The 26,602-nt window shown below is 52.5% G+C and carries 20 protein-coding genes and 1 tRNA gene; 13 read left to right on the forward strand and 8 right to left on the reverse strand.

The annotated features are described in order from the left end of the window. Positions 1-102: 102 nt before the first annotated feature. The 5 genes from IEY24_RS03975 to IEY24_RS03995 form a co-directional block, all read right to left on the reverse strand. Entirely contained in the window at positions 103-1,290 is a 1,188-nt protein-coding gene (locus IEY24_RS03975; RefSeq protein WP_188932122.1) for a chromate transporter, read from the reverse strand. A gap of 120 nt (positions 1,291-1,410) precedes the next feature. Then, entirely contained in the window at positions 1,411-2,229 is an 819-nt protein-coding gene (gene metQ, locus IEY24_RS03980; protein WP_188928873.1) for a methionine ABC transporter substrate-binding lipoprotein MetQ, read from the reverse strand. Positions 2,230-2,282: 53 nt separating this feature from the next. Continuing rightward, positions 2,283-2,936: a methionine ABC transporter permease MetI gene (gene metI / locus IEY24_RS03985; RefSeq protein WP_188928874.1), complete on the reverse strand. Its 654-nt coding sequence runs from the start codon at positions 2,934-2,936 to the stop codon at positions 2,283-2,285. Then, on the reverse strand, positions 2,929-3,960 hold the full coding sequence (gene metN / locus IEY24_RS03990; RefSeq protein ID WP_188928875.1) for a methionine ABC transporter ATP-binding protein MetN: 1,032 nt from the start codon (positions 3,958-3,960) through the stop codon (positions 2,929-2,931). Before metN ends, metI begins: the two co-directional genes overlap by 8 nt. A 77-nt stretch (positions 3,961-4,037) precedes the next feature. Beyond that, positions 4,038-4,466: a hypothetical protein gene (locus IEY24_RS03995; protein ID WP_188928876.1), complete on the reverse strand. Its 429-nt coding sequence runs from the start codon at positions 4,464-4,466 to the stop codon at positions 4,038-4,040. A 396-nt stretch (positions 4,467-4,862) separates the two neighbouring features. Here IEY24_RS03995 and IEY24_RS04000 point away from each other — a divergent pair, with 396 nt between their 5' ends. The 12 genes from IEY24_RS04000 (at position 4,863) to IEY24_RS04055 (ending at position 22,190) form a co-directional block, all read left to right on the forward strand. Continuing rightward, the gene (locus IEY24_RS04000) at positions 4,863-5,441 is read left to right on the forward strand and encodes an RNA polymerase sigma factor (RefSeq protein ID WP_188928878.1); all 579 of its coding nucleotides are present in this window, start codon (positions 4,863-4,865) and stop codon (positions 5,439-5,441) included. A gap of 67 nt (positions 5,442-5,508) precedes the next feature. Next, positions 5,509-6,495: a FecR family protein gene (locus tag IEY24_RS04005; RefSeq protein WP_188928880.1), complete on the forward strand. Its 987-nt coding sequence runs from the start codon at positions 5,509-5,511 to the stop codon at positions 6,493-6,495. Positions 6,496-6,507: 12 nt separating this feature from the next. Next, complete coding sequence (locus IEY24_RS04010; RefSeq protein ID WP_188928882.1) at positions 6,508-9,864, forward strand: TonB-dependent receptor; 3,357 nt, start codon at positions 6,508-6,510, stop codon at positions 9,862-9,864. A gap of 10 nt (positions 9,865-9,874) precedes the next feature. After that, complete coding sequence (locus tag IEY24_RS04015; RefSeq protein WP_188928884.1) at positions 9,875-11,206, forward strand: RagB/SusD family nutrient uptake outer membrane protein; 1,332 nt, start codon at positions 9,875-9,877, stop codon at positions 11,204-11,206. Between the two features lie 18 nt (positions 11,207-11,224). After that, positions 11,225-12,169 carry a cyanophycinase gene (locus tag IEY24_RS04020; RefSeq protein WP_188928887.1) on the forward strand — a complete coding sequence of 315 codons (945 nt, stop codon included), beginning with the start codon at positions 11,225-11,227 and terminating at the stop codon, positions 12,167-12,169. A gap of 36 nt (positions 12,170-12,205) precedes the next feature. Further along, positions 12,206-15,253 carry a SusC/RagA family TonB-linked outer membrane protein gene (locus IEY24_RS04025; protein ID WP_188928889.1) on the forward strand — a complete coding sequence of 1,016 codons (3,048 nt, stop codon included), beginning with the start codon at positions 12,206-12,208 and terminating at the stop codon, positions 15,251-15,253. An 11-nt stretch (positions 15,254-15,264) separates the two neighbouring features. Continuing rightward, positions 15,265-16,599 (forward strand): RagB/SusD family nutrient uptake outer membrane protein, encoded by a 1,335-nt coding sequence (locus IEY24_RS04030; protein WP_229221305.1) that lies wholly within the window; start codon positions 15,265-15,267, stop codon positions 16,597-16,599. Positions 16,600-16,610: 11 nt separating this feature from the next. Continuing rightward, positions 16,611-18,011, forward strand: a complete 1,401-nt coding sequence (locus IEY24_RS04035; RefSeq protein ID WP_188928893.1) for a DoxX family protein — start codon at positions 16,611-16,613, stop codon at positions 18,009-18,011. A 40-nt stretch (positions 18,012-18,051) separates the two neighbouring features. Further along, on the forward strand, positions 18,052-19,764 hold the full coding sequence (locus tag IEY24_RS04040) for a hypothetical protein (protein WP_188928895.1): 1,713 nt from the start codon (positions 18,052-18,054) through the stop codon (positions 19,762-19,764). Beyond that, complete coding sequence (locus IEY24_RS04045; protein WP_188928897.1) at positions 19,745-20,347, forward strand: c-type cytochrome; 603 nt, start codon at positions 19,745-19,747, stop codon at positions 20,345-20,347. Before IEY24_RS04040 ends, IEY24_RS04045 begins: the two co-directional genes overlap by 20 nt. A 1-nt stretch (position 20,348) precedes the next feature. Beyond that, positions 20,349-21,596, forward strand: coding sequence for a sulfite dehydrogenase (gene soxC / locus IEY24_RS04050; RefSeq protein ID WP_188932124.1), 1,248 nt, complete (start codon positions 20,349-20,351; stop codon positions 21,594-21,596). 66 nt (positions 21,597-21,662) lie between these two features. Further along, a complete protein-coding gene (locus IEY24_RS04055) occupies positions 21,663-22,190 on the forward strand; it encodes a shikimate kinase (protein WP_188928898.1) in 528 nt (175 codons plus the stop codon). A 46-nt stretch (positions 22,191-22,236) separates the two neighbouring features. Here the strand turns inward: IEY24_RS04055 and IEY24_RS04060 are convergent. Both IEY24_RS04060 and IEY24_RS04065 read right to left on the reverse strand, forming a co-directional pair. Continuing rightward, a tRNA-Thr gene (locus tag IEY24_RS04060) sits at positions 22,237-22,309 on the reverse strand. 112 nt (positions 22,310-22,421) lie between these two features. Then, positions 22,422-24,326, reverse strand: a complete 1,905-nt coding sequence (locus tag IEY24_RS04065) for a DUF349 domain-containing protein (RefSeq protein WP_188928900.1) — start codon at positions 24,324-24,326, stop codon at positions 22,422-22,424. A 107-nt stretch (positions 24,327-24,433) separates the two neighbouring features. On the opposite strand from IEY24_RS04065, the gene pdxH reads away from it, so the two are divergent. Next, complete coding sequence (gene pdxH / locus IEY24_RS04070; RefSeq protein ID WP_188928902.1) at positions 24,434-25,072, forward strand: pyridoxamine 5'-phosphate oxidase; 639 nt, start codon at positions 24,434-24,436, stop codon at positions 25,070-25,072. 122 nt (positions 25,073-25,194) lie between these two features. Here pdxH and IEY24_RS04075 read toward each other — a convergent pair whose 3' ends face one another. Then, a complete protein-coding gene (locus IEY24_RS04075; RefSeq protein WP_188928909.1) occupies positions 25,195-26,481 on the reverse strand; it encodes a citrate synthase in 1,287 nt (428 codons plus the stop codon). Between the last annotated feature and the right edge of the window lie 121 nt (positions 26,482-26,602).

Raw genomic sequence — 26,602 nt, forward strand, 5'->3', positions numbered from 1 at the left:
AACTATACTTGTTTGATCGGCAAAGTAAAGTTATTTTAAACTTTTATACTACTAAATTGGTAGATTAAATAGTATAAAAACGTGAGCCCTTTTGAGCTGTATTTAACTATAATATTTAAGGAGAACCCCAACCACAGCAGCAATCACAATAATATAAGGCTCCTGCAACTTCTTCACATAAATCAACGCCAGCACGGTGACAATAGCAATTACAGCCGAAGGAACATCCACGATAGACCGGCCGGCGATCACAAAAACCGATCCGACCAGCGCACCTACCACACTGGCGGTGATGCCGTCCACGAAGGCTTTGATGCTTTCGTTTTTAGAGATCTTTTTAAAGTAAGGCGCGGGGAGGACTGTGAAGACAAAGCAGGGCAGAAAGACGCCGAGCGCGGCTACGATGGCACCCGCGAAACCCGAAACGAGAAACCCGATGAAGCCCACTGTAATCACCACCGGGCCAGGGGTGATCATGGCCACTGCGACTGAGTCCAGGAACTGCTGCTCGTTGAGCCAGGCCATTTCATTCACCACACCGGCATGCAGAAACGGGATGATCGCCAGGCCGCTGCCGAAAACAAATGCGCCGGCTTCGGTGAAGAATAGGGCCAGTTGCAGCAGTTTGCCCGGTTCGAAATGCCAGAAACCGGTTGATGCCAGCAGTATTACCGAAAGGGGAGTGCTGCTCCGTTGAAGCCATTTAGGCGGTGCTTTGATCACCATATAGGCCAAGCCCAATAGGATAAATAGCCACACTTCCTCGCGCTCGGTGATGGCTGTTACGAGAGCCATAAGCATGAAAAAAAGCCATAGGACCCATTTGCTTTTGATAGCCGGTACGTCAAGTTTGCTAACCGATTTGATTGTCAGCTTATAGCAACTCAGACCGATAATGCCGATCACTGCCGAACCGACGCCGTAGAAAACCGATTGCATCCATGGCAACCCGCCGAACGACTGATAGGCCATTCCCAGTAAAACGACCATTACGAACGACGGAAGCACGAAAGCGAGCCCGGTGAGCGTCGCGCCCCAGACACCGTAATGCACATAGCCAAGGTAAATGCCCAATTGGGCGGCAAGCGGACCAGGCGCAAGCTGGGCCAGGGCGAGTCCTTCGCGGTACTCTTCTTCGCTGATCCACTGTCGTTGCTCTACAAGGTCGCGGTGCATGTAGCCGATGAGCGCAACAGGGCCGCCAAAGCCGAATGTGCCCAATTTGAGAAAATACCTGGCAAGTGCTGCCAGGCTGTAAGCATGTATGCGGGTGTCGTTGGAAATGTCCATTATCTGAAGGTTCGTTGTCAACATTGGCATTGCAATGTTAAACAGCCGCTATCTCAAAATATAGAACGCAGATGACGGTTTTGTACAGACTTTACCTTTAATGCCATTTTCCCGGGCAAACTACCACCCCTTGATCGCCCCGCCCTGGAAAATCCGCTCCGCCGCTTCTGCTACTTCCTTGGATTGGTAAGCCTTTACATACTTTTTAACCTTTTCCTCATCCTTGTTGTCCTCGCGGGCCACGATCAGGTTTACATAAGGAGAGTCCTTATCCTCGATCAACAGGCCGTCGCGGGTGGATATAAGGCCAGCTTTGCCTGCGAAGTTGTTGTTGATGATCGCCAGGGTTACGTTCGCGTCGTCGAGGGTGCGCGGAAGCTGCGGGGCTTCAAGTTCGAGGATTTTGAGGTTTTTAGGGTTTTCAACAATGTCGATGACCTTGGGCAGGAGGCCTACACCTTCTTTCAATTTGATCAAACCATATTTTTGAAGCAACAGCAGCGAACGGCCGCCGTTGGTAGGGTCGTTGGGGATCACGACGGTGTTGCCGGGTTGGAGGTCAGCGAGCTTTTTGATCTTTTTGGAATAACCGGCAATGGGGTATACAAAAGTGTTGCCCACAATGGCGAGCTTGTAGCCGCGCTGTTTCACCTGCTCGTCGAGGTAGGGTTTGTGCTGGAATGCATTCACATCCACGTCGCCATGGCTCAATGCTTCGTTGGGTACCACGTAATCGTTGAAGGTGATCAGCTCTACATCCAGGCCGTATTTTTCCTTTGCAACTTTCTGAGCCACCTGCGCGATTTCCAATTCAGGCCCCACGGCAATGCCGACTTTAATATGGTCGGGATCATTATCCCGGGTGGCTTTTTTGTTGCAGCCAATCAGTAGTGTGGTGCCGATGCCCAGTAACAAGAGGATGTTTTTGCCGTAGTTCATTTTGATATATGTTTGAAATACAAATGATTGAAGTGTGTTGAGCGCGTTTCGCATTACCTGTGATCGACGCGTTTGGAAAGCCTGTCACCGAAAAACTGGATGACGAAAACGAGCGCTATCAGCAGCAGCAGTACAATGTTCATGATCACGGCGTCGTAGCCGATGTAGCCATACTGATACCCAATTTGTCCTAGCCCGCCGGCACCCACCGCACCGCCCATGGCCGAGTAGCCGACCAGCGTAATGAGGGTGATCGTGGCGACGTTAATCAGCGAGGGTAATGCTTCGGGAAGCAAAACTTTGTACACGACCTGAAACGGCGTCGCGCCCATCGCCCTTGCGGCTTCAACCAACCCGCTTGGGACTTCTATCAGGCTGTTTTCGACCATCCGGGCAATGAATGGCGCAGCCCCCACGCTCAGCGGGACTAATGCAGCTCCGACGCCAATGGAGGTGCCCACCACGGCCCGGGTGAACGGTATCATCCACACAATGAGGATGATAAATGGGATCGCCCTGAAAATATTGATCATTACGGATATCGAATGGTTCAAAGTCCGGTTTTCCAAAACCTGTCCCTGCCGGGTTAGAAACAGGATAATGCCGGTGGGAAGACCAAGCAGGAAACCAAAAATGCCGGAGGTAATGGTCATGAAGATTGTTTCCCCTAGGCCAGCGATCAGGAGCGACACCACTGGATCAGACATATCCTAATAATTCAACTTTAATGTGATGGTAAATGAAAAAATCGATGGCTTTCTGGTAGTTATCTGGTCGACCCGAAAGGGCGGCGAGCATCACGCCGAAATGCTTATCGCCGACATGGTCCATCTGGGCGCTGATGATCTTGGTATCGATCTCGAAAAGCCGCGCGGCTTGTGACAGCAGTGGCTGGTCGGCGGTGTCGCCGGTAAGGCGCAACCGGAGCAGCGGCGACATGCCGCCTTCATTGATGGCCGTGACCCGCTGCCGGTAATGCTCGGGAATCTCCACATGCAGCGACGCACTGATGAACGACCGTGCCAGCTCGGTCTTGGGGTTGGAAAAGACCGCATTCACGGTCCCCTTCTCCACAAGCTTCCCCTGACTGATCACCGCCACATCGTTACAAATCGATTTCACTACATTCATTTCGTGTGTAATAAGCAGAATGGTGATATGCAGCCGGCGGTTAATGTCTTTGAGCAATTTGAGAATAGAAGCCGTCGTGCCCGGGTCGAGTGCGCTGGTGGCCTCGTCGCAAAGGAGCACTTTGGGGTTGCTTGCAAGTGTGCGCGCAATGGCGACGCGCTGCTTCTGCCCGCCCGAAAGGCTCGACGGATAGTCGCCCGCTTTTTCCTCCAAACCCACCAGCCGCAAAAGCTCGGTAACGCGCTCCCGGGTCTCGTGTTTGGGTGTATGGTCGAGTTCAAGCGGGAATGCGACGTTCTCAAAAACCGTCCGGGACGAAAGCAGGTTGAAATGCTGGAATATCATCCCGATCTGCCGCCTTTCGATCGCCAGTTCGCGGTTGGTGAGGCGGGTAAGGCTTTTCCCATCGACAATGACCTCACCGCTCGTCGGCTTTTCCAAAAGGTTTACGCAGCGGATCAGCGTACTCTTCCCGGCGCCGGATGTCCCGATCACACCAAATATCTTTCCTCGCTCCACTTTCAGCGACACCCCGGCCAGGGCTGTCACCTCCCGGTCTTTCTGTTTGAAAATTTTGGTAACATTCTTTAATTCGATCATCGTGCAAACCGGCATATTCGTATTCAGCCTGCAATGTAATCTATAAAGTCTATGGATTAATAGAATTTTTGATTTTGTTAATCGAGCGTGACGTTGTCCAGCTGCACGTCCCAGTGCGCGTCGAGAATCTCAAACCGGCGCTGCTCTTCCTTTTTAAGCTTTTCGAGATCAGGATAGAGTGCTTTTTTGTAAGGCTCGGTCAGGTTTGGATCAAATGCAGCGTCTGCGTTTTTGAATACGAGCGTCACACGGTAGTCCCAGCGGCTTTCTTCGGTGGAGTGCAGGCGGGGTTTCTCGGCTTTGATCGAGAGCAGGTCTCCCTTTTCGAGTGCTTTTTTCAATAGCGGGTAATGGTTCTTTTTATAAAGTGCGATAAACTCGTCGGCCAGTCCCCATTTCACTTTGTAATAACCTTCGACGATAAAGCCGGAGTCGGCCTTTTGTGCGAATGCAGGGGAAGACAAGGACCCAATGAGCAGAAGGAATAGTAGCGTACGGATTTTCATAACAGACTGGTTAAGTGACGTTCTTTTCGCTCTAATATTGGAAAATAATCTATAAAGTCTATGGATTAAAGTATAAATTTTAAGAATTGCTTGATTAGTAAAATGCAATTGCCTTATTTTGGCTGCATGGGAAAGCCAGCGGACTCTGCGTATAGATATAATCGGTAGTGCTTTGAAAAAAATTAGGGCAAGACTTTTCATACCGCTGCTTGCGCGTTAAAATAAATAGGTCTTTATTTGTCTATTAGTTTTGTAGAGTACTCTTCTTATTTAACCACCAATAAGAGCTTTTCGGTTAGTTACATGCCTTTAATCGGGTGCGATGCTTTTTCGTGGGCATCACTGAGCAATAGTGTTTAATCCATACCAAACGGCAGTTGTCAAAATTCTCCGGAAGTGCATGATTTAGGTGATTTATCGGACCAGAAACTACTGAAAGCATTTCAGCAAGGCTCCGTGGCGGCGTTTGAGGAAATCCATCGGCGCTACTTCGGGCGACTGTATGCGCATGCATTCAAAATGCTGGGCAACGCCGCCGACGCGCAGGACGTTGTGCAGGATGTTTTCATTACGCTCTGGACGAAAGGCACTGCCATTCAGCTGCATACCGGTCTGGCGGGATACCTGTACACGGCCGTACGTAACCGTGTACTTAACCTGATCGAGCAGGATAAAACTTACCGGCATCACCTCAGCGCGCTCGCGCGATTCCTCGATGAAACTCCCGTTCAGGGTAGTAATGCAGCGGACGAAGAGCTGCTATTTTCTCTTTTTGAAGCCGAAATCGACAAATTGCCACGGAAAATGAAGGAAGTTTTCGAGCTTCGGCGGCAGGGGGATTTGTCTTACTCTGAGATCGCCGACCAACTTTCTCTCTCGGACCATACTGTAAAAAAACAAATCGGTAATGCAATCAAGCTATTGAGGGATAGGTTGGTACAGTGGAAATCGCAGCTGGTAGTTATTTTTTTTTGAAAAAAAACTACTACCAAATGCATTCCGCCCTGTCATAGTGTCGAATTGCAATTCAAACCAAACCATCATGGACCAGCAGCAGGTTAGAGATTTGTTGACGAAATACCGGCTCGGGCGATGTACGGAGGAGGAAAAGGCGCTGATTGACCAATGGTATGGGCGAACAGCCCGGCAGCAGGCCTATCCTCCGCAACAACTGGACCTGGAAGCAGCACGGGCACATTCGTGGACAAATATCCTGGCGCGGGTACAGTCACAGCACACTTTTGAGGCGCGCATCCATCCGATGCGGGTCGTTTATCTGGTCGCAGCGGTAGCCGCCATGCTTTGCGTCGGTTTTTTCTGGTTCAGCGGAAGCCTTACGCGTCCGGGGAGCGATGGGGCTGGTCGGATGATTACAGCCAGCGCACTACCGGGGGAAATCAAGACTTACCGGCTGCCCGACAGCTCGCTGGTGACGCTTAACGGCGGCTCGTCCATCCACTACCCGGAAGTATTCGGGCAAAAAAGCCGGGAAGTGACTTTGACCGACGGCGAAGCCTATTTCGATGTGAAGCACAACGCGTCGCATCCCTTCATCGTGGAAGCGGGCCGGACACGGACACAGGTGCTCGGGACGGTATTTTCGGTACGCGCCTACCGGAGCCTGAGCGACGTGCGGGTGACGCTGGCGAGCGGCAAGGTAGGTGTGCGTAATGCGAGCGGCTACCCGGAAATGCAGACTACTTTCCTGCTTCCCGACGAGCAACTGGTGGTCGACAACCAGAGCGGGGGGGTACGCAAGGGGCATGTGCATGCGCGTTCGCTTGCCGGATGGATTCGCGGTGCCCTGGATTTCAATAATGAGGAACTGAAAACCATAGCATTGCTGCTGGAAAAGAAATTCGATGTACCTGTCCGAGTAGACAGTAACAACCTGGGGGAACAGCGGCTTACGGCCCGGTTCAGAGCGGAGGAAACGCTGGACGATATCCTCGGAACGCTGGCCATGGCGGGCAGTTTCAGCTACCGGCACGTCGCCGGGCAGGTACTGATCTCAATGAACGAGCATTAAAAAACTAAAATTATGACGGTATTTTTCCGACACGAGGGGCATCAGCCCCATTTGAAAAGGTTCTGGATGATCCTCGTCCTGATCCTGCCGCTGCTTCGGCCTGCGCTGGCAGACAGCGAGAAGACGATCAAAGATGTAAAGATCTCAATCAAGGCCGAAAAACAATCTTTGAAGGCTATTTTAAGACAAATTGAAGAGAAAAGCGGATTCGTTTTTATTTACCAGGATAGACTAGTAAATCCATATACTAACCTAACTTTTGGTGCCCGCAACGAACCGGTTGAGCAGGTACTGAATCGGTTGCTTCGGCAGCGGAGCCTCGATTATGAGCAGCAGAAAGAAAAAGTAATCATCCGCGAAGCGCCAAAGCAGACCGGCGAGGCCACCGATACCGGTGAGGCGATCGACCAGGCCATTAACGGTGTGGTGAAGGACGAGAAAGGTGACGGGCTGCCGGGCGTGACGATCCGAGTGAAAGGCACTAACAAGGGCACGCTCACCGATGCCAACGGCGCATTCACGATCTCGGTTGGCGGTAACGACGTGCTGATCTTCTCCTACATCGGTTATGTAACGGTGGAGCGTCCAATAAGCGGTTCAACGAACCTGAACATCACCCTGAAACCCGACGAAGGCCAGCTGAGCGAGGTGGTCGTAACGGGTTATACCCAAACCAAACGTAGCGCGCAGACCGGCGCGGTGACCACCATCGATTCCAAAGATTTTTCCCAGGTTTCCTATAATAGCGTGATCGAGAAATTGCAGGGAACTGTACCAGGCTTGCAGATTTCGAGCAACTCTGGCGTGCCAGGCACTTCGGTGCTGGTGCGGCTGCGCGGCGCAACGTCCATTAAAGCAGGTAACGATCCGCTGTATGTGGTCGATGGGGTTTTTATCAATAATGAAAACTTGCAGGGCCTTTCGCGCGGCATGGGCGGGCAGACGCCCAACCCGCTTTCGGACCTGAATCCGGACGATATTGAATCGGTATCGGTCCTGAAAGACGCTAATGCGACGGCACTTTACGGAGCCCGCGGCGCGAATGGGGTGATCCTGATCACAACCAAGCGCGGGGCGCGCAACTCGCGAACAAAAGTGAGTATCAATGTAGAGCAGGGGTTTGCCAAAGCCACCAACCTCTGGCAGCTGGTGTCCGGGCCCGAGCACGCCGAACTGGTAAACCTCGTGCATGTCAACGACGGTAAAACCTACGCAACGCGCCCGTTCCGACCTGTTTCAGAAGCGATTCCGGGCTTCCCGGCATTCGGCAGCCCCGAGGAACAAGGCACCTACGACCGCGTGAGCGACATTTTCCGCACGGCTTCACTGAGCAAATACACGTTATCGGTCTCCGGCGGCGATTCGCGTACCAACTTTTACCTCGGCGGCGAGTATCAAAGCCAGCAATCGACGCTGAAAACGCAGGATTTCAAGCGTTATTCCTTCCGTTTCAATATCGATCATTCGATTTTACCTAATCTTAAAATCGGAACCAGCAACACGCTTTCGAGCGTGCCTCGCCGGCTCGTGCGGGTAGGGGATGGCCCGGCGGGGTTGTTCCAGGCTGCATTGCACACGCCTACTTTTTATCCGTTTTATAATGAGGATGGCAGCTACGCCAAACCCACAGTTTTTGACAGTCACCTGGCCATTCTCGAAAACTCGGACACCCATTCGGTGAGCTTACGGAGCATTAACAATGTGTACGCGATCTGGAATATCCTGCCGAATCTGTCCTTCAAATCCTCGTGGAGCAACGATTATAACAACTACCACGAAAAGGCCTATTACAATACCAACCTCGTGTACGGGCAGCCTGCGGGCGAAGCGAATGACGTGACGACCATTAAACAGTCGCTCATCGCCGAGCAGTTGCTGAATTTCAATCTTTCCTCCACCAAAAGCGAATTTTCGGTTTTCGTAGGTAATACCGTTCAGAAAACCACTACCGAGCGCGCTACCCTGACCGGTACCGGCTTCCCGAGCAACCAGTTCAAACGCATTGCCTCGGCGGCGGTGCAAACGGCCTCGTCCACGGGGTCTTCCTATGGTTTGCTGTCGTTTTTTACAGGGTTTAATTATAGTTATGACAACCGGTACAGCATTGATGGTAACGTCCGTGCCGATGCTTCCTCACGCTTCGGCGCCGATCACCGCTGGGGCTATTTCCCCTCGGTCGGTTTGGGCTGGAACATCTCCAAAGAGGCATTTTTTCCTGAAAACAATACCCTTACCGATCTACGCTTCAAGGCCAGTCTCGGCCTGACCGGTAACCAGGATATCGACGATTTCGCTTCCCGTGGACTTTGGGCAGGTGGTACCAACTACGGCGACCAGCCCGGTATTGCGCCCAGCCAGCTGGCCAACCCCGATCTGAAATGGGAAACCACGCGGCAATACAACTTCGGGCTTTCGGGTACATTATTAAAGCAGCGGCTCAATTTTGAATTCAATTATTACGACAAATTCACCTACGACCTGCTGCTTGACCAGCCGGTGGCGCCTAATACCGGCTTCTCGTCGGTGGTGCGCAATGTGGGCGAGATCAACAACCGCGGGATCGAGATTTTGCTCAATTCGGTGAATGTGCGTACGAAAGACTTGGAATGGAAAACCGTGCTGACCGTTTCCCGCAACGTAAACCGCGTACAAAAGCTGCTGACGCCTATTACAGCCAGTTACGATATGTTCCGCGTCGTGGAAGGCCAACCGCTGTATTCGGTATATGCCTACAAGGAGATCGGCCTGAATGCGGAGAATGGCAATGCGGTTTACGAGGACGTGAACAAAGACGGCAAGATCACGGTTGACGACCAGCGCATTGTAGGCAATGTGTGGCCTAAGTTCGAAGGCGCATTTCGCAACACATTGTCTTTCAAAGGCCTGGACCTGAACCTGAATTTTTACTACAAATACGGCAGCTCGGCCTACAACTACACCGCCTACTTCCTCGAAACGGCCGGTACCCGCGGGGTAACGCGCTCGATCCAGAAAAGCTCGCTGAACTACTGGCAGAAACCGGGCGATACTGGTGTGCTGCCCCGCCCGACCAACCTGACTAATCCCGACGGTAGCCTGAACTACTTCCGTACCGGCAATAGCCGCTACTTGGAAGATGCTTCCTACCTGCGGCTTCGCGATGTGACGATCAGTTATAATCTGCCGAAAGGCGTTGCTTCGGCCATTCGCGCGTCGGGTGCGCGGCTGTACCTGACGGCTTCGAATCTGTGGACGCTTACCAATTATTCGGGCCCGGACCCGGAGGTGAACGTGGCCGCAGATAGCCGCAACGGACTCGTGCAGGGGCTGGATTTCGGCACGCCGCCGCAGCCAAAATCGGTGGTAGTGGGTGTGAATCTGAATTTTTAATGGAATGATGATGAAAAAGATAAACATAGCATTGATACTAGCCGCATTATGGCTCTCGTCCTGCTCCGATCTGCTGAATACCGAGCCGGAGCAGAACATTTCCGACGAAGCGGTCATCGTGCACGAGAAATCAGCCAATACAGCGCTCGTAGGCGTTTACGACGCATTGCAGGGATACGCCACTTCCAATATCATCGGCGTCGACCTGGCTTCCGACAATGTGATCAACTACAATAACCAGAACAACCTGGTGCCCGATCTCACGCCCAACAATGCGGGCGGAGGCTTTTCGGCGATCTACAAGATGATCAACCAGGCCAACTTTATCATACACCTTGTTCCAGGGGTTCAGGACGGTTTTTTTACCCAGGAAGAAAGAAACCAGGTGCTCGGCGAGGCTTACTTCCTGCGCGCATTAGGTTACCTCGATCTGGTGAAAACCTACGGCGGGGTGCAGCTCGTGCTCACCCCTGCGACCGGCCCGGATACGCACAAAGGCACCAAACGGAGTACGGCGCAGGAAACCTACGCGCAAATCGGCGCCGACCTCGACCAGGCAGAGCAGCTTTTAAAGGAAACCATTAACCGCACCCGTGCGAACCGTTTTTCGGTGTACGCACTGAAAGCCAGGTATTTCACCTATATCCAAAACTGGGAGCAGGCTGAAAATTACGCCTCCAAAGTAATTGCCACTGCGGGTTTTAAACTGGTAAAACCCTATTCCGCATTCTTTACCGGCAAGACTACCGACGAATCGATCTTCGAACTCGTTTACAGTACTTCCGACCGCAATTCATTCTACACCAACTGGCTTTCACCTGCCGACGGTGGTCGCCACGATTACATTCCGGCGCGGGAATTCGTAAGCCTGCTGCTCGATCCGGCCAAAGGGGGTGCACGTAAAAGCTTGCTGAAACAAACCGCCGAAGGCTCGTGGGACTTGATCCAGTATGGAAAACCCGACGGTTCCAGTTCGGTATTTGTTCTGCGCATTGCGGAGCAATACCTGATCCGCGCCGAGGCCCGCGCCAACAAAGCCACACCGGACCTCGCGGGAGCACTCGCAGACCTGAACACGATCCGTACCCGCTCGGATGTGCCCGCATCCGCACTCACACCTGCGTCCGGCAAAGAAACAGTCAACCTGGCGATTCTGGAAGAACGCCGGCTCGAACTGCCTTTTGAAGGGCACCGCTTCGTGGATGTGGTGCGCACAGGCCGCTCGGCGACGATTTTCGGGGCAGTTAATGCCAACCGCAAGAGCCCGAATTTTAATATTCTGCCCATCCCGCTGTCAGCGATCCAAACCGACGCGGACCTCGTGCAAAATCCCGGCTATTAACATTTATTCCTACGAAATATGAAAACCAAGCTGCTCTTTACCGCATTGCTCTCCGTGGCCATACTCACAGCCTCCCGGGCACAGACCCCGGTTACCGTCAAGAAAAACGCCACTACCCGGCATGGCCCGGAGAAAGGCTCGCTGATCATCATCGGCGGGGGCGGGGCCACACCCGAAATATGGAAGCGCTTCGTGCAGCTTGCTGGTGGAAAAGAGAAGGCCAAAATTGTGGTGATTACGGCGGCAGGAGGAGATTCTGCGGCATTCGATACCAAGTCGGTGGATTTGGTCAAAAGAGAAACAGGCATTGCCAATGTAACCTTGCTGCATACCAACGACCTCAAAGAAGCCAACAGCGAAAAATTCGTAGCGCCTATTCGCGCAGCCACAGGCGTTTACATCGTGGGCGGCCGCCAGTGGCGAATTGCCGATTCCTACCTGAACACGCTGACCCACCAGGCATTCCAGGAACTGCTGGACCGCGGCGGTGTCATTTCCGGCACCTCTGCGGGAGCCAGCATTCAGGGGTCTTTTCTGTGGAGGGGCGACACTAAAGGCGCGCACATTCTCGTGGGCGATCATACGCAGGGGCTTGGCTTCCTGAAAAACTCGGTGATCGACCAGCATTTGTTCCGCCGCAACCGGCAATTCGACCTGGTCGAATTTGTGAAGAATGCGCCGGAACTGATCGGCATCGGGCTGGATGAGGCCACCTCCATTGTGGTGCAGCACGATACGCTCGAAGTGGTGGGCCGCTCGTATGCTTCCATTTATGATTACAACACCATCATCGGCAGCGGCGCGAAGCATGTGCAGGGGAGCCGTGAGATTTCGACGGCCAGCAACGGGCCTTTCTTCTTTTTGCATGAAGGGCAGAAGTATGATTTGAAGGAGCGGAAAGTGATCGAAGCGCCGCGCAAACAATCTGAACAGGAAGTGATTTCCGGCAACAAGGGAAAATAACAGCATTCAAATCCACCCCAATTATAACCTGATTTAATGAAAAATTATTTATTCAAAAGTCCCCGATCTGGAAGATCGAGGCAATGGATTTCCTTGCTGGCTATGCTGTTTTGGTTGCCTGTTTCGTCCGCTTTTGCGGCTGGACCGGCTTCTGAGCTGACAGGGAAAGTGACTGACAAGGATGGCGCCGCTTTGCCGGGTGTGAATATCCAGATTAAAGGTACTACGCAGGGAACCGTGACGGATACCGACGGGAACTTTCAAATCGATGTGGCCGAAGGACAAGAGCTCGTCGTGTCGTTTATCGGCTATGTGAGCCAGCAGGTGCGCCCGGGCGGGCAGAGTAACCTTACAGTGAAACTAGATGTAGACCAGCGGCAGCTCAATGAGGTGATCGTGGTGGGTTATGGCACGCAGGAACGCAAGAATGTGATCGGTTCCATTACCAAAGTGGACCCTACCGATGTGAAAAGTATTCCGGTGGGCAGTTTCGACGCTCAGCTACAGGGAAAAGTCCCCGGCGTGCAGATTACCTCCAACACCGGCGTGCCGGGCGAGGCGGTAACGGTGCGCGTTCGGGGCGCTACATCTATTAACGGCGATAACGACCCGCTGTACGTGATCGACGGCGTGTTTATGAATAGCAACAGTATGCAAACCACCAACACGGGTGGTAAGGCTACTTCGCCGATCGCTGACATTAATCCCAACGACATCGAAAGCCTCGAAGTACTCAAAGACGCCGAAGCCACCGCATTGTATGGCTCTCGCGGAGCGAACGGAGTGATTCTGATTACCACCAAAAGGGGCAAATACAACCAGAAGGCCAAAGTGAGCCTGAATGCCTCCTACGGCTGGGCCAAAGCGGCTAAGCTCTGGGACCTGACCACCGGCCCAGAGCACGCTGAGCTCGTGAACGAGTGGTGGATCAACACCGGTAAGGACACGCCTTCGCTGAACAGAACGGAGGCCAACCGCCCGTTCCGCCCGGTTTCCGAAGGCGGCCGTGGGTTGCCCGAGGAGCAGAAAACTTACGATAGGCTCGGCGAGATTTTCCAGACCGCCCCGTTACAGAACTACGACCTCTCCGTTTCTGGCGGGACTGCTTCTACCAAATACTACATCGGCGGAGGCTACACCAAACAGGAGTCGATCCTGAAACCGATCACATTCAACCGGGCCAGTTTCAAGGTCAACCTGGACCAGAAGATTTCGGATAAGGTGCATGTGGGCGTGAGCAACAGCTTCGCGCGCACGTTCCGTAACCAGGCGCGCGCGGGCGATGGGCCAGCGGGAGGGCTTTTGCAGGCGGCATTGCACACGCCCACATACCTTTCGCCTACCAACGAGAATGGCGAGTTGGTAGGCCGTGCGGGCTTTGACAATGTGACCTTGCTGCTGCAAAACTACGATGTCAAATCCGTGAGCTTGCGCTACATCGGTAATCTCTATGCCGAGGCTGAGATTTTGCCCAACCTCAAATTCCGCACAAGCTGGGGGCTGGATTTTAACAATTATGATGAAAATGAATATTGGAATACCTACCTCATCACCGGCAGCCCCAATGGCTTTGCTTCCGCGAACAATGGGCAGGCCACGACCTGGCTCAACGAGCAGACGCTTTCGTTCCGTCAGAAACTGGGAACGAAACATACCTTCGGCATCCTGTTGGGTAACACGATCCAGAGTGACCTGAACACCGGTACTGCGGCAACGGGCCGCGGTTTTGCCAATAATTCTTTCAAACTGATCTCGTCCGCGGCTACTACCACAGGTTCGAGCAGTTGGTCGAAGAAAAACCTCGCTTCGTTTTTCTCCCGCGTGGATTACAACTACGGCGGCAAATACCTGCTCGATTTCAGTATCCGTGCCGATGGCTCATCCAGCTTCGGTGCCGACCGCAAATGGGGCTATTTCCCGTCGGTAGGCGGCGGTTGGCGGGTGAAGCAGGAAGATTTTCTTAAAAATGTGGCTGTGATCAGCGACTTGAAGATTCGTGCAAGTTATGGTGTGACCGGTAATCAGAACGGCCTCGGCAGTTTCGCGGCACTCGGTCTTTGGAACAGCGGCGCGCCGTACCAGGGTAATCCGGGCATCGCGCCGCAGCAACTCGCGAATCCCGATTTGCAGTGGGAGCGTATCAACCAGCTGAATGCGGGAGCCGACATTGCGTTCTTCGGCGACCGGCTGGGCGTCGAGTTCAATGTGTACCGCAAATACACCAGCAACGGGCTGCTTTCGCTCACATTGCCTGCTACCACCGGTTTTGCCAACTATCGCAGCAACACCGCCGAGATCAGCAACAAGGGTTTCGAGCTGGCGATCCGCTCGGTGAATTTCCAGAACAACGCGTTTTCATGGATTACCACATTCAATGTGGCGCGTAATGTGAACAAGATTGAGAAGCTGGAAAATCCGCTGGAATACGGCAGCCGCAGCCTGATTTTATTGCAGCAAGGCCATCCGCTGTACTCGTTCTGGGTTTACAAACAGCTTTATGTGGATCCGCAGACGGGTAACACCGTTTATGAGGACGTCAATAAGGACGGTAAGATCACTGTCGCCGACCGGCAGATCGACGGCAGCATCTGGCCTAAGTTCTTTGGGGGGCTGACGAACTCGGTGATTTACAAAGGGTTTGATCTGAATGCATTCCTGGCATTCAGCTACGGCAACAAGGTTTATAACCACAACAAGTTCTTCGGAGAAGGCGGAGGTGCCCGCGACGCAGCGCGCGTGATCTTCGCAAGCAACAATGCCCGCTGGCAGAAACCGGGCGACGTTACCGACGTGCCCCGGCCCGACGGTGTGAATGTCAACAACTACCGCGATGGCGGCAGCCGCTGGCTGGAAGACGGCTCATTCGTGCGGCTGCGCAACATTACACTGGGTTACACGGTTCCGGTGCGCCATATCAGCGCACTCCGCATTTACGCTACGGCCAGCAACCTTTTTACCATTACCAAATACACCGGCCTTGATCCTGAATCGAGTGCGTCGAGCGCGCAGAATGAGCAGGGGATCGACCTGGGTACGCCTCCGCAGCCCCGCAGCTTTCAACTGGGCTTTAACCTGACTTTTTAATGAATTACAATATGAAAGCAATTAGATACATCCTGCCGTTTTCCCTGCTGATCGGGCTCGGCTCCTGCGATCAATTCCTGGATGTTCAGCCGCGTTCGTCCATTTCGGACGACCAGACGATCATCGATAAGGCCTCTGCGGAAACTGCCGTCAATGGCGTTTACGATTCGTTCCGCGGTTATTACAGTATCAATTTTCAGTCGATCGGTTATTTGTCGGGCGACAATATCCAGTGGACAGGCTCACAGTCGCAGATCCAGGAGTTTATCAATCACAAGGTAAATGCAGAGAACTCGACCATATCGTCGGTTTGGAGCGGCATTTACGGCACACTCAACCGCATTAACCACGTCATCGAAAAAGTACCGAAGGTGCAAGACCCGATGCTAACCGACGCTTTGAGAAACAAGATCATCGGCGAAGCCTATTTCCTCCGCGCATTGGCCTATTTCGATCTGGCGCGCATCTGGGGCGGTGTACCGATCATCACCAAACCCACCGCGACGCCATCGGACAACCGCGGCATCGAGCGCGCCACGCAGGAGCAGGTGTACGCGCAGATACTGGCCGACCTGAACGCTGCCGAGCCCTTGCTCCCGGCCACTACGGATCGTTTCCGCGCCACGCAAAAGACGGTTTGGGCATTGAAATCTCGGTATTATCTGTATCAGAAAGATTACGCGAAAGCGGAAGAATATGCTTCCAAAGTGATTGCTGATGCGGCCAATTATCAGTTGGTAAAACCTTACAATGCATTCTTCGCGAACGATGCGCGGGGCACCACTGAGTCTGTTTTCGAGATTTTTTACAGTGTAAATGAAACCAACGGCCACCGCGGCCAGTGGCAGCCGCAGGAAAAAGGTGGTACCCGACAATGGGCACCCAACGACGCTTTCGTGGCTTTGGTAAATGACCCCGAGATAGGCGGCAACCGCAATACGCTTGTAGCGAAGGACAACCAGAGCCGTTGGTATGGCAATATGTATTACCGCAGCCCCGCTACCGATCCGACTTTCGTGATTCGCATCGCTGAGCTTTACCTCATACGTGCGGAGGCGCGGGCGCAGACAGGCGCCCTCACAGGTGCGCTCGCCGACCTGAATGCGATCCGCGAGCGTGCGGGAATTGCCAAAAGTACCGCAGCGACGGCCGACCAGTTGCTGCTCGCCATCGAGAACGAGCGCCGTATTGAATTCGCTTTGGAGCCGCATCGCTGGTTCGACCTCGTGCGTACCGGCCGCGCCGACGAAGTACTGAATGTGACCGACGCTAACCGTCTCTTGCTGCCCGTTCCGGCCGAGCAGTTGCTGATCGACAAGGCTTTGAAACAAAATCCCGGCTATTAATCCCCGACCTTATGGCACAAAACACAGTTTATCCGCACACGGCAGACGCCACAAACGGCACCGCATCCCGTCCGGCCCGGCCCGAGTTGGCGGCGCCCGGGGCATGGAGCGCACTTGAAAAAGTGCTGTTCCGCGTCGCATTTATCTATTTCGCCATCCAGAGCATTCCGCTCGACTGGAAATATTTCCGCCGCGTTTTGCAGATCAACTGGCTGAACCTGACCTACGGCGATATTTTCGACCTGGCGCGTTACCAGCCGCGATTTTTCGGCGACACAGACACTTTTGCCAACTGGCTGGTGGTGCTCGTCATTGCCATTGCAGGGGCGGTTGTTTGGGGCAATCGCGACAAGGACCGCCGGGATTACAACCAGCTGTATTACTGGCTGCGCGTGATTGTGCGGTACCGTCTGGCTGCGGGCCTGATCGCCTATGGTTTTATCAAATTCTTTCCCTTGCAGGCTCCGCTGCCGTCGATCAGTAACCTGAATACGGCCTACGGCGATTTCAATGCATGGAAACTATTTGCGCTGAGCCTGGGCGTAGTGCCGAATTATGAGTCGTTTCTAGGATTGGTCGAACTGCTGGGGGGGCTGTTGTTGCTGCACCGCAAAACCACGACGATCGCAACGCTGATTATCATTCCGTTTACAGGAAACGTATTTTTCTCCAATCTGGCCTACGAAGGCGGGGAATATGTTTACAGTTTCTACCTGATCGTATTGGCATTGTTCCTCTTTGCATTCGATGCGAACAGGCTTTACCGGCTGCTAACGCTCGAAAAACCGACGGTACCGAACCTGGTGAAGCCGGATTTGCATGATTCGAGGCTGAAATATGGTCGCATTGCATTGAAAGCGACATTCATACTCTTTTTTGTCGTGGTTTACGGTTCCAAAACCTATGCCGGTTACCATTCCAATCCGTATCAATATCCTGCGAAACCGGGCCTTTCGAATGCGGCGGGCGTGTATAATGTGGAGCAGTTTGTCGTCAACGGGGATACGCTGGGATATTCGCCACTGGATTCGGTGCGATGGAGGGATGTGGTGTTTGAAAAATGGTCGACGATCAGCATCCGCTCGGCCAGACCGCGGGTGATAGATTCTACGAATGTGGAGCAAATTCATTTCGACGATGCCAAAAGGAACTTTGAATTCGCGGGATCGGGTGGGCGAAACTACTATGGCTACGAGTTCGATGAAAATGCTAAGACATTGGACCTGACCAACAAAGTAAATGCCGCCGATCAGTTGCAGCTGCATTACAGCCGTCCCGACAGCGCTACTATCCTGCTTTCGGGTGTTGCGGGCAACCGCGATTCTTTACAGGTGGTTTTGAAAAAAATCAATAAAAAATACCTGTTCGAAGAAGTGAAGAAAGTGGGCCGCCGCGGAGAGTTCAGACTGTAAGCGAAGGCGAATTCAAACTGTAAATCAAAACATTAGAAATATGTCAACGATCAGAACAAGCGCAGACGACGATGTGACGCTGGCCGACGAGGCAACTGGCCAGGACACCGGACGTGCGATCAGCCAAAGCTGGCCCGAATGGCAGAAAGTCCTTTTCCGCATTGCCTTCGTGTTTTTCCTGGCGATGTCCATTCCCAATAGCCCCGGCTGGTACACCGACCTCGTCACTTTCGACTGGACGCGCCTGCATTACCGCGATGTATACGACATTGCCCGCTTCGGTTCGGGGCTCGATTTGTTTGGCCGCACCCTGTTCGGCAGCTCGCTGGAAGGCTATGCTACCTGGATCATTACCGCGCTCGCGTCCATCGCGGCAGGCCTCATCTGGACTGTGATCGTGAAGGTGATCAAACGGGAGCCGAAGGAATATAACCTGCTGTATTACTGGATCCGCGTGGTGGTACGGTACCGGGCGGGAATCGGTATCATCGGTTTTGGTTACACCAAACTAATGCCTACCCAAATGCCATATCCCTCATATGGTCTGCTGAATACCAACTTCGGCGATTTTACATTGCAGAAAATCTACTGGCTTTCCGTAGGTATTGTGCCCTGGTACCAGGTATTTGCGGGCGTCGTGGAGCTTACAGCCGGGATCTTGCTCTTTTTCAGGGGTACTACCACACTGGGCGCGATCCTGTTGCTGGGGGCATTGGGGGATATTGTATATGTAAACTTCGCCTACGACGGTGGCGTGCACGTGTACAGCTCTTATTTCGTGCTGCTGGCCGCGTTTTTGCTGATCAAGGATATTCCAAAACTCTGGAACCTGCTCATTCTCGAACGGTTCACCGTTCCTAACAGCTTTTACCCGGTATTTTCTAAAAAGTGGCAGCAATATGTTCGCTATGGCTTGAAAGCAGGCGTTTTCGGATTGTTCGTGTTCTATTTGTTTTATCTCCAATATGGGAATTTCAAATACGATCCTTACAAACAGCCGTCAACGGCAGGGGTGAAGGCGCTGCGGGGCAACTATAACGTGACCGAGTTTAAAATCAACAATCAGGAAATTGCCTATTCGCCGACAGATACTGTCAGATGGCAATGGGCGACGTTCGAAAACTGGACGACATTGACTTTTAAAGTAAACAAACCCACGCCACTGGACCTGTCCAATGGCGGCGGCGCTCCCATGCGCGATCTGGGCCGCACTTTCGAGCTGACAGGCACCGGGGGCGGCCAGCGGGTATTTCATTACCTGGCCGATACCCTCGAACACACGTTGTATTTGCAGGATAAATATGCCCGCGGCGGCCCGCGCGACGGGGTAGGCCAGCTGCAACAGCGTGAAGCCCGACAGGGACAAGGTGGTGTAGGCGGCGGTACGCGAGGCGCGAGAAGCCGCGGCGAGGGTGAACAAGCCCGTGAAGGTACCGAAAGTGGTAATGGCAGGGGCAAAAAGAAAGAGGAAGGCCGGGACTGGATCAGCAAGGCTGCCTGGGCAAGAATAGGGGACGAGAACAAGATGATCGACCCGTTGGGGCAATCGGCCCGCCGCGACCGCGAGTTTGCCGCCAAGCCCCGCCGCGACAAGCGCAACCGGATGGTGCTTTCCTACTCGACCACCGACGGTTCTCGCGTGATCCTGAAAGGTATCAATGAGAAAAAAGATTCTATTTACGTAGTTCTGGATAGGGTGGAAAGACCTTATGTCCTGGCTAAAAGCACGCTCAATGCAGGAAAGTACGATTAAATTCATCAGCAGCGCGTTGGTGGTCGTGGCGGTATCGCTCACGGCCACGGGCCTGAAAATCAGCCGGCAGCATCCCCGTATGTTGTCGGCTGATACCCTTTCACAGCCAGCCCAATTCGGATTTGGGCGACCGGCAACGGCGGCGGAAATAGCCATCCTGGATATCGATGTCCGTCCCGATGGCAAAGGCTTGCCCGGAGGGGAAGGTAATGTAGCGGATGGTAAAGCCATTTTTCAGCAAAAATGTGCGTCCTGCCATGGTATTACCGGTACAGAAGGCCCTAACGACCGGCTTGTAGTAGGCGATACGACCAAAGGTGGCGCCCGGAGGATTAAGGCTATCGGCAACTACTGGCCCTATGCAACTACCGTTTTCGACTATATCCGGCGGGCAATGCCTTTCAACCAGCCGGGTTCACTTACCGATGAGGAAGTGTACAGCCTCACCGCCTACCTTTTGAATGCCAATGGTCTGCTAGCAGAAAATGCCAGACTGAATGCAAAGACCCTTCCCCAAATCAAAATGCCTGCCCGCGACCGCTTCGTACCCGACGACCGGAAAGACGGCCCTGAAATACGATAATATGCAACAATCCAACGATAGAAAACCAGTTGTAAGCTCCGCCAAGATCAGCCGGCGAAATTTGCTGGCCGGTGCGGCCGCGGCCTCCATTGTGTTGGTACAAACCGCCAGTGGCAAAGCATTCCAGGCCGCATTGACGGCCTCCGAGCTGGGCTCGGAAGACCCCACCAAAGTCCCCGGCGTGCCGCCCGGAACCCTCGGCACGCGCTCGCCGTTTGAAAAACCCACGAAAACCCCATCCGACACGTCCTCGCGAACGCCGTTGCAGGACCTGCATGGGATGATCACGCCCTCGGACCTGCATTACGAGCGTCACCACGGAGGCGTGCCGGCCATCGACCCCGCCAAATACGAACTGGTGATCCACGGGATGGTCGAAAAGCCCATGGTTTTCACGCTCGCCGACCTCAAACGTTTTCCCTCCGTGTCGCGCATCGCGTTTCTGGAATGCTCGGGCAATTATCGGGGCAGCAGCGACGGCAAGATCCGTCCGCAGGAGATATGCGGCCTTACCAGTCAGAGCGAATGGACGGGCGTCGCACTGTCGACACTCTTCCGAGAAGTAGGCGTAAGCCCGAAAGCGACCTGGTTCCTGGCAGAAGGTGGCGACGCCGCCGTAATGACGCGCAGTGTGCCGGCACACAAGGGCTGGGACGACGCAATCATTGCCTACGCCCAAAACGGGGAAGCCATACGCCCGGAGCAAGGCTATCCCGTTAGGCTTTTTCTGCCGGGTTGGGAGGGGAATGCCAATGTAAAATGGCTCCGCCGCATCGAACTGGCCGACGCGCCGTTCATGACACGCGAGGAAACTTCCAAATACACCGAGGCGGTAGGCGGCGGCAAGATCCGTCAGTTCAGCTTCACCATGGATGCCCGCTCGATCATCACCTATCCAGCGTATCCCGCCAAAGTCGAAAAAGGCTGGATCGAAATCCGCGGTATTGCATGGAGCGGCCGGGGCAAAGTAACCCGTGTGGAGGTAAGCACCGACGCCGGCAAAACCTGGCAACACGCCGCATTACAGCAGCCGGTACTGGACAAAGCCATTACCACATTCCGCTACCTCTGGAACTGGGACGGCACCCCCACCGAAATTATGAGCCGCACTGTGGACGAAACCGGCTACGTGCAACCTTTCCTGAAACAATTGCTCGCCGCGCGGGGTGGGAATATGGGGTATCATTTCAATCCGGTGACGGCCTGGTACTTGCAAAGGGATGGGCTGGTGCTGTTTAGGGGAACTTGATGGTCTGCGCGTTTTACATTCGACAAGACTTTTTAATATCTTGTGTCCGGGTGTATATCATGTATTATGAAAATCCACATTATGGGCGCCTCTTGTGCGGGGTCGACTACTTTGGGGAATGCATTGTCGGAAAAGCTGGGAATACCGTATTTCGATACCGATGATTTCTTCTGGGAGCGGTCGGAAGTGCCTTACACCGTGCGCAGAGACGCGCTTACTCGTAGCAGAATGCTCCGAGAGGCTATTTCACGGGTCGACAGCTACATTGTCGGCGGGTCGTTGATCAGTTGGGGAGAGCAGTGGCTGTCGACGTTCGATCTGGTGGTCTTCCTGCACGTTCCGAAGGAAATCAGAATGCAGCGCCTTGTAAACCGCGAACTCGAACGGTATGGCGATATTATTTACAAAGATCCTGAGCGCAGCCGCCTTTTCAAGGAATTTTACGATTGGGCGTCGAGATACGATGACCGGGACTTCACCGGTCGGAATATCGGGGTTCATGAAGAATGGCTGAGTAAGGTTTCTTGTCAGGTTGTTGCCATTCGCGGCGATACGACCGTGGAGGAGCGGCTGGGAGTGGTAATAAATCATTAAAAGAAAAAAGCACTTAACCTTGTGAGTTAAGTGCTTTACTTTTAAGAGCCCCCAGTCGGGATCGAACCAACGACCTACTGATTACAAGTCAGTTGCTCTACCAGCTGAGCTATGGAGGCCTCTTTTCTTTGTGATACCGTTTGTTATTCCGTTATCATGGTGCAAAAGTAGTAGAGCGGGATATACGATGCAACCTTTTCAAAGTAAATTTTTTAAACTTTTTTTCAGGTTTTAGATAGCCTCCTGAATAATAGTAAGTTGGTGTTTCAGCTCGTTCAGCTGACTTACCGCATTATTGATCTTTCTTTCGAATTCCGCCTTCAAACGATCCGATGTTTTCGATTTCGCGAAGAATTCGATGTTATTCTGCCAAAGTGAAATATCGTTTTCAAGCTGCGTTATCTTGCGGCGGATGTCGTTTTCCTTCCGGTAGAGGTTCCGGCCGCCTTCACCGTCGCGAACGAGTTCTACTTCGCTTTCAAGCACAGCCTGCTCTTTCTCCTTGGTGGAAAGCTGGCCGATAGCGCTTACATAGGTGTTAATCGCCGCGATATAACGCTTCTGAACGGCTTGCATGTCCTTTTTGGGTACAAACCCTATGGATGACCATTCCGTCTTGAATGCGCTGAGCAAATTGAGCGACGATTCGTCCTTATCCTTCGCTGCGGCTTCAATCCTTTCGATCAGGTCGGTTTTCAGTTTCAGGTTTTGTTCGAATTCTTCCTCCACTTCACGGTTCTTGGCGCGTTTCTGGTCGAAATAAGAATCGCATGCTTTTTTGAAGCGGTCGTAGATCGTGTCTTTGAATTTTTCTGGAACCTGACCGATGCCTTTCCATTTCTTTTGCAGTTCAATCACCTTCTGCGTGGTAGACGGGGTATCTTCGCCTGTTGACAGAACGGCTTCCGCTTCTTCGCAAAGCTGGTTTTTTAGTTCAAGATTCTGTTCCCGTTTCGATTCCAGCTGGCGGAAAAATTCGCCTTTGTTGTTAAAGAACGTTTTCAGCGCAGCCCAGAATTTCTTACTCAGCTCTTTGCCTTCCTCACGCGGCATAATGCCTTTCAAAGCCACCCATTGGTCCTGGAAGGCCATAATGTCTTTGGTTTTGGCATTCCACTCCTTAATGCTTCCTGAGTTGTAGCTGGTGAACGGAACGATCGCTTCGTAGATTTTCAGCTTCTGCTCATAGTTCTCCTGCATCGATTTCTTCTGCTCAGCAAACTGGCCCCGTTGCGCATCGTAGAGTACGTCGAGCGCTTCTTTGAAGCGTTGCCACAGCTTTTCCTGGTCTTCTTTCGGCGCGGGACCAAGGTGTTTGTATTCCTCAAAAATATGATTCGCTTCGTTCAGGATCTCCCGTGTCATCGGTCTGCCTTCCAGCGATTTACCCAGTTCTTCGACTTTCTCGCACAATTCGGCTTTTAATTCAGCGTTGCGTCGGCGGTCGAGTTCTTTGAGTTCAAAATAGATATTACGGTTGCTAAAATAGCGATCGATCAATGCATTATACGTCGCCCAAAGGGTGCCGTTGTGCGGCGATGCAACGTTGCCCGCGGCCTTCCATTCTTCCTGGATCTTCTTGAATTCCTCCCAGCTTGATTTCAGCCCACTCGCATCCGTTTCACGCGTACCTTCCTCGTCTACGAGTGCGCGCAAACGACCGAGCAGCGCCGTTTTTACATTGAAATTCTTCTCTTTTTCCTTTTCCTGACTTTGATAGAAGGCATTTTTGAGGCCGCGGATCTCCCGGCTCAGGGCGTCGATCTTCTGTGTATCCGCGTCGTATTTGTATTCGAATCCGTCTTCGCCGCCTGTTTCTTCGACAAACGTTTTCAGCGCGGTTTCACGGTCTTTTTGTTTGAAGTGATCCACTACCGCACGAACTCCCTTGGCAACAGCTTCCGCTTTCTTCAACTGAGCGGCAGTTGCAGCTTCGCCACGAATGGCTGCAAGTTCATTTTCTAACAAGTTAACCAGTTGTTCCTTAGATAATTGGCTGTAATCTACATCAGGCGTTTCCTCCTCGTGCTCCTCCGTCAACTCATTGTTAAGATCAATTTCAAGGGTATCAATCGTTTTTGGTGCCAGGTCGTCCTGCTCTTCGCTCTTGACCCCTTCTTGTTGTTCTTGTGCCATCGTGATGCTTGTTTCGTACGTACGGTCTCTTATAGATTACAAATCTAATAATCTTTCCTCTGAAATGGCTACTTTTGGCATCGTAACATTGAACATATTAGTATCCAATGGATCATAACATTGCAAATATCCGTTACGACTACCAACTCAGGGGCCTGCTGGAAACCGATCTGGACCCTGACCCGCTGACACAGTTTAGGTTATGGTTTGAAGAAGTGCGTGAAGCGGGCATTACGGAAGCGAATGCGATGCTGCTCAGTACCGTGTTCGAAGGCCGCCCGACGGGCCGTATCGTGCTGCTGAAAGACCTCGATGAGAGGGGCTTTTCCTTCTTCACCAATTATGACAGCAAAAAGGGACATGAGATCGAAGCTAATCCACATGTAGCGCTCACTTTCTTTTGGAAAGAGCTTGAAAGGCAGGTGCGTATCGAAGGGAAAATCGAAAAAACTTCCGACGCGGAATCCAGCGAATACTTCGGGGTGCGACCCCGGGGAAGCCAGATCGGCGCCTGGGCATCGGCACAGAGCGAAGTAATTCCAAACCGGGAGTTTCTGGAAGAAAAAACAGAGGAGCTGCAAGCCCGTTTCGAAGGTCAGCCTGTGCCCCGTCCGCCGCATTGGGGCGGCTACCGTGTAATTCCCGATTATGTAGAATTCTGGCAGGGAAGACCAAGCCGTTTGCACGACCGGTTAGCGTATACGAAGATGCCGGATGGGTGGAAGATTGAGCGGCTTTCGCCGTGATCAATTTTGAATGATTGAATGATTGAATTTATGTAAAATGCAAAAGGCCCATCGAGAAATCCCGAAGGGCCTTCTTTGAATGATCGAAAGATATATTCAGTCATTCAATCATTCAATCGTTACTATTTCCTCTCGCTAATCGAAACGAACTCGCGCTTAGGTGCTCCGGTATAGATCTGACGCGGGCGACCGATCGGCTCCTTGTTCACGCGCATTTCTTTCCATTGCGCGATCCATCCCGGCAGACGGCCGATCGCGAACATCACCGTAAACATATTGGTTGGGATTCCCAATGCGCGGTAAATGATACCTGAATAGAAATCTACGTTCGGATAGAGCTTGCGTTGTACGAAATATTCGTCTTCCAAAGCTGCTTTTTCGAGTTTTTGGGCAATTTCAAGAACCGGATCGTTGATCCCAAGCTTGTTCAGAACATCGTCCGCCGCTTTTTTGATAATGCGGGCGCGAGGGTCAAAGTTTTTATAAACACGGTGGCCGAAGCCGAACAGGCGGAAGCCGCTGCTCTTGTCTTTGGCCATGTTGATGTATTTCTGCGTATCGCCGCCGTCAGCTTTGATCGCTTCGAGCATTTCAATTACTTCCTGGTTGGCACCACCATGGAGCGGGCCCCATAATGCGCTGATACCTGAGGAAATGGAAGAGAAAATGTTGGCGTGCGAAGATCCTACCAGTCTTACCGTCGACGTAGAGCAGTTTTGCTCGTGGTCGGCATGGAGGATGAGCAATTTATTCAATGCTGCTGATACAACCGGATCTACATTATATTTCGCTACGGGTAGCGAGAACATCATATTCAGGAAGTTGGAGCAATAGTCGAGGTCGTTTTGCGGGTAATTCACCGGATGGCCTTGTGATTTCTTATAAGACCAGGTGGCGATTGTCGGCAGTTTCGCCAGCAGGCGGATAATGTGCAATTGCGTCTCCGCTTCCGAATTCTGAGCGTTGGCGTCCGGGTAAAAGGCGCTCATGGCACTCACCAACGACGACAGCACGCCCATGGGGTGCGCATTCACGGGGAAGCCTTCGAAAATCTTGCGCATGTCCTCGTTTACGAGCGTATGCGTACGGATTTCATGTTCAAATTCAGCGAATTGTTTTTCAGTAGGAAGCTCTCCGTAAATAAGCAGGTATGCTACTTCAAGGAACGAAGATTTTTCAGCCAGGTCCTCGATCGAGTAACCTCTGTAATTCAGAATGCCTTCTTCTCCATCCAGAAATGTAATAGCGCTTTTGGTCGCGCCGGTATTCTTGTAACCTGGATCAATCGTAATATACCCTGTCTGGTCACGTAATTTGGAAATATCTATCGCCTTTTCCTGCTCACTTCCTTCAATTATCGGGAACTCGTACTTTTTACCTTCAAGGGTCAATTCAGCTATTTGGGACATAGAAATAAGAATAAAATTAAAAGGGTTAATGACAAGGCAGGCCAATCGGTCAATTCAAGCCAAAGTTTTTCGTTAACAGCGATTTACTTGCCCAACAAATTAATTTTGTGTTAAATGGCTT

It is taken from the genome of Dyadobacter endophyticus, assembly GCF_014641595.1.
Classification (GTDB): domain Bacteria; phylum Bacteroidota; class Bacteroidia; order Cytophagales; family Spirosomataceae; genus Dyadobacter; species Dyadobacter endophyticus.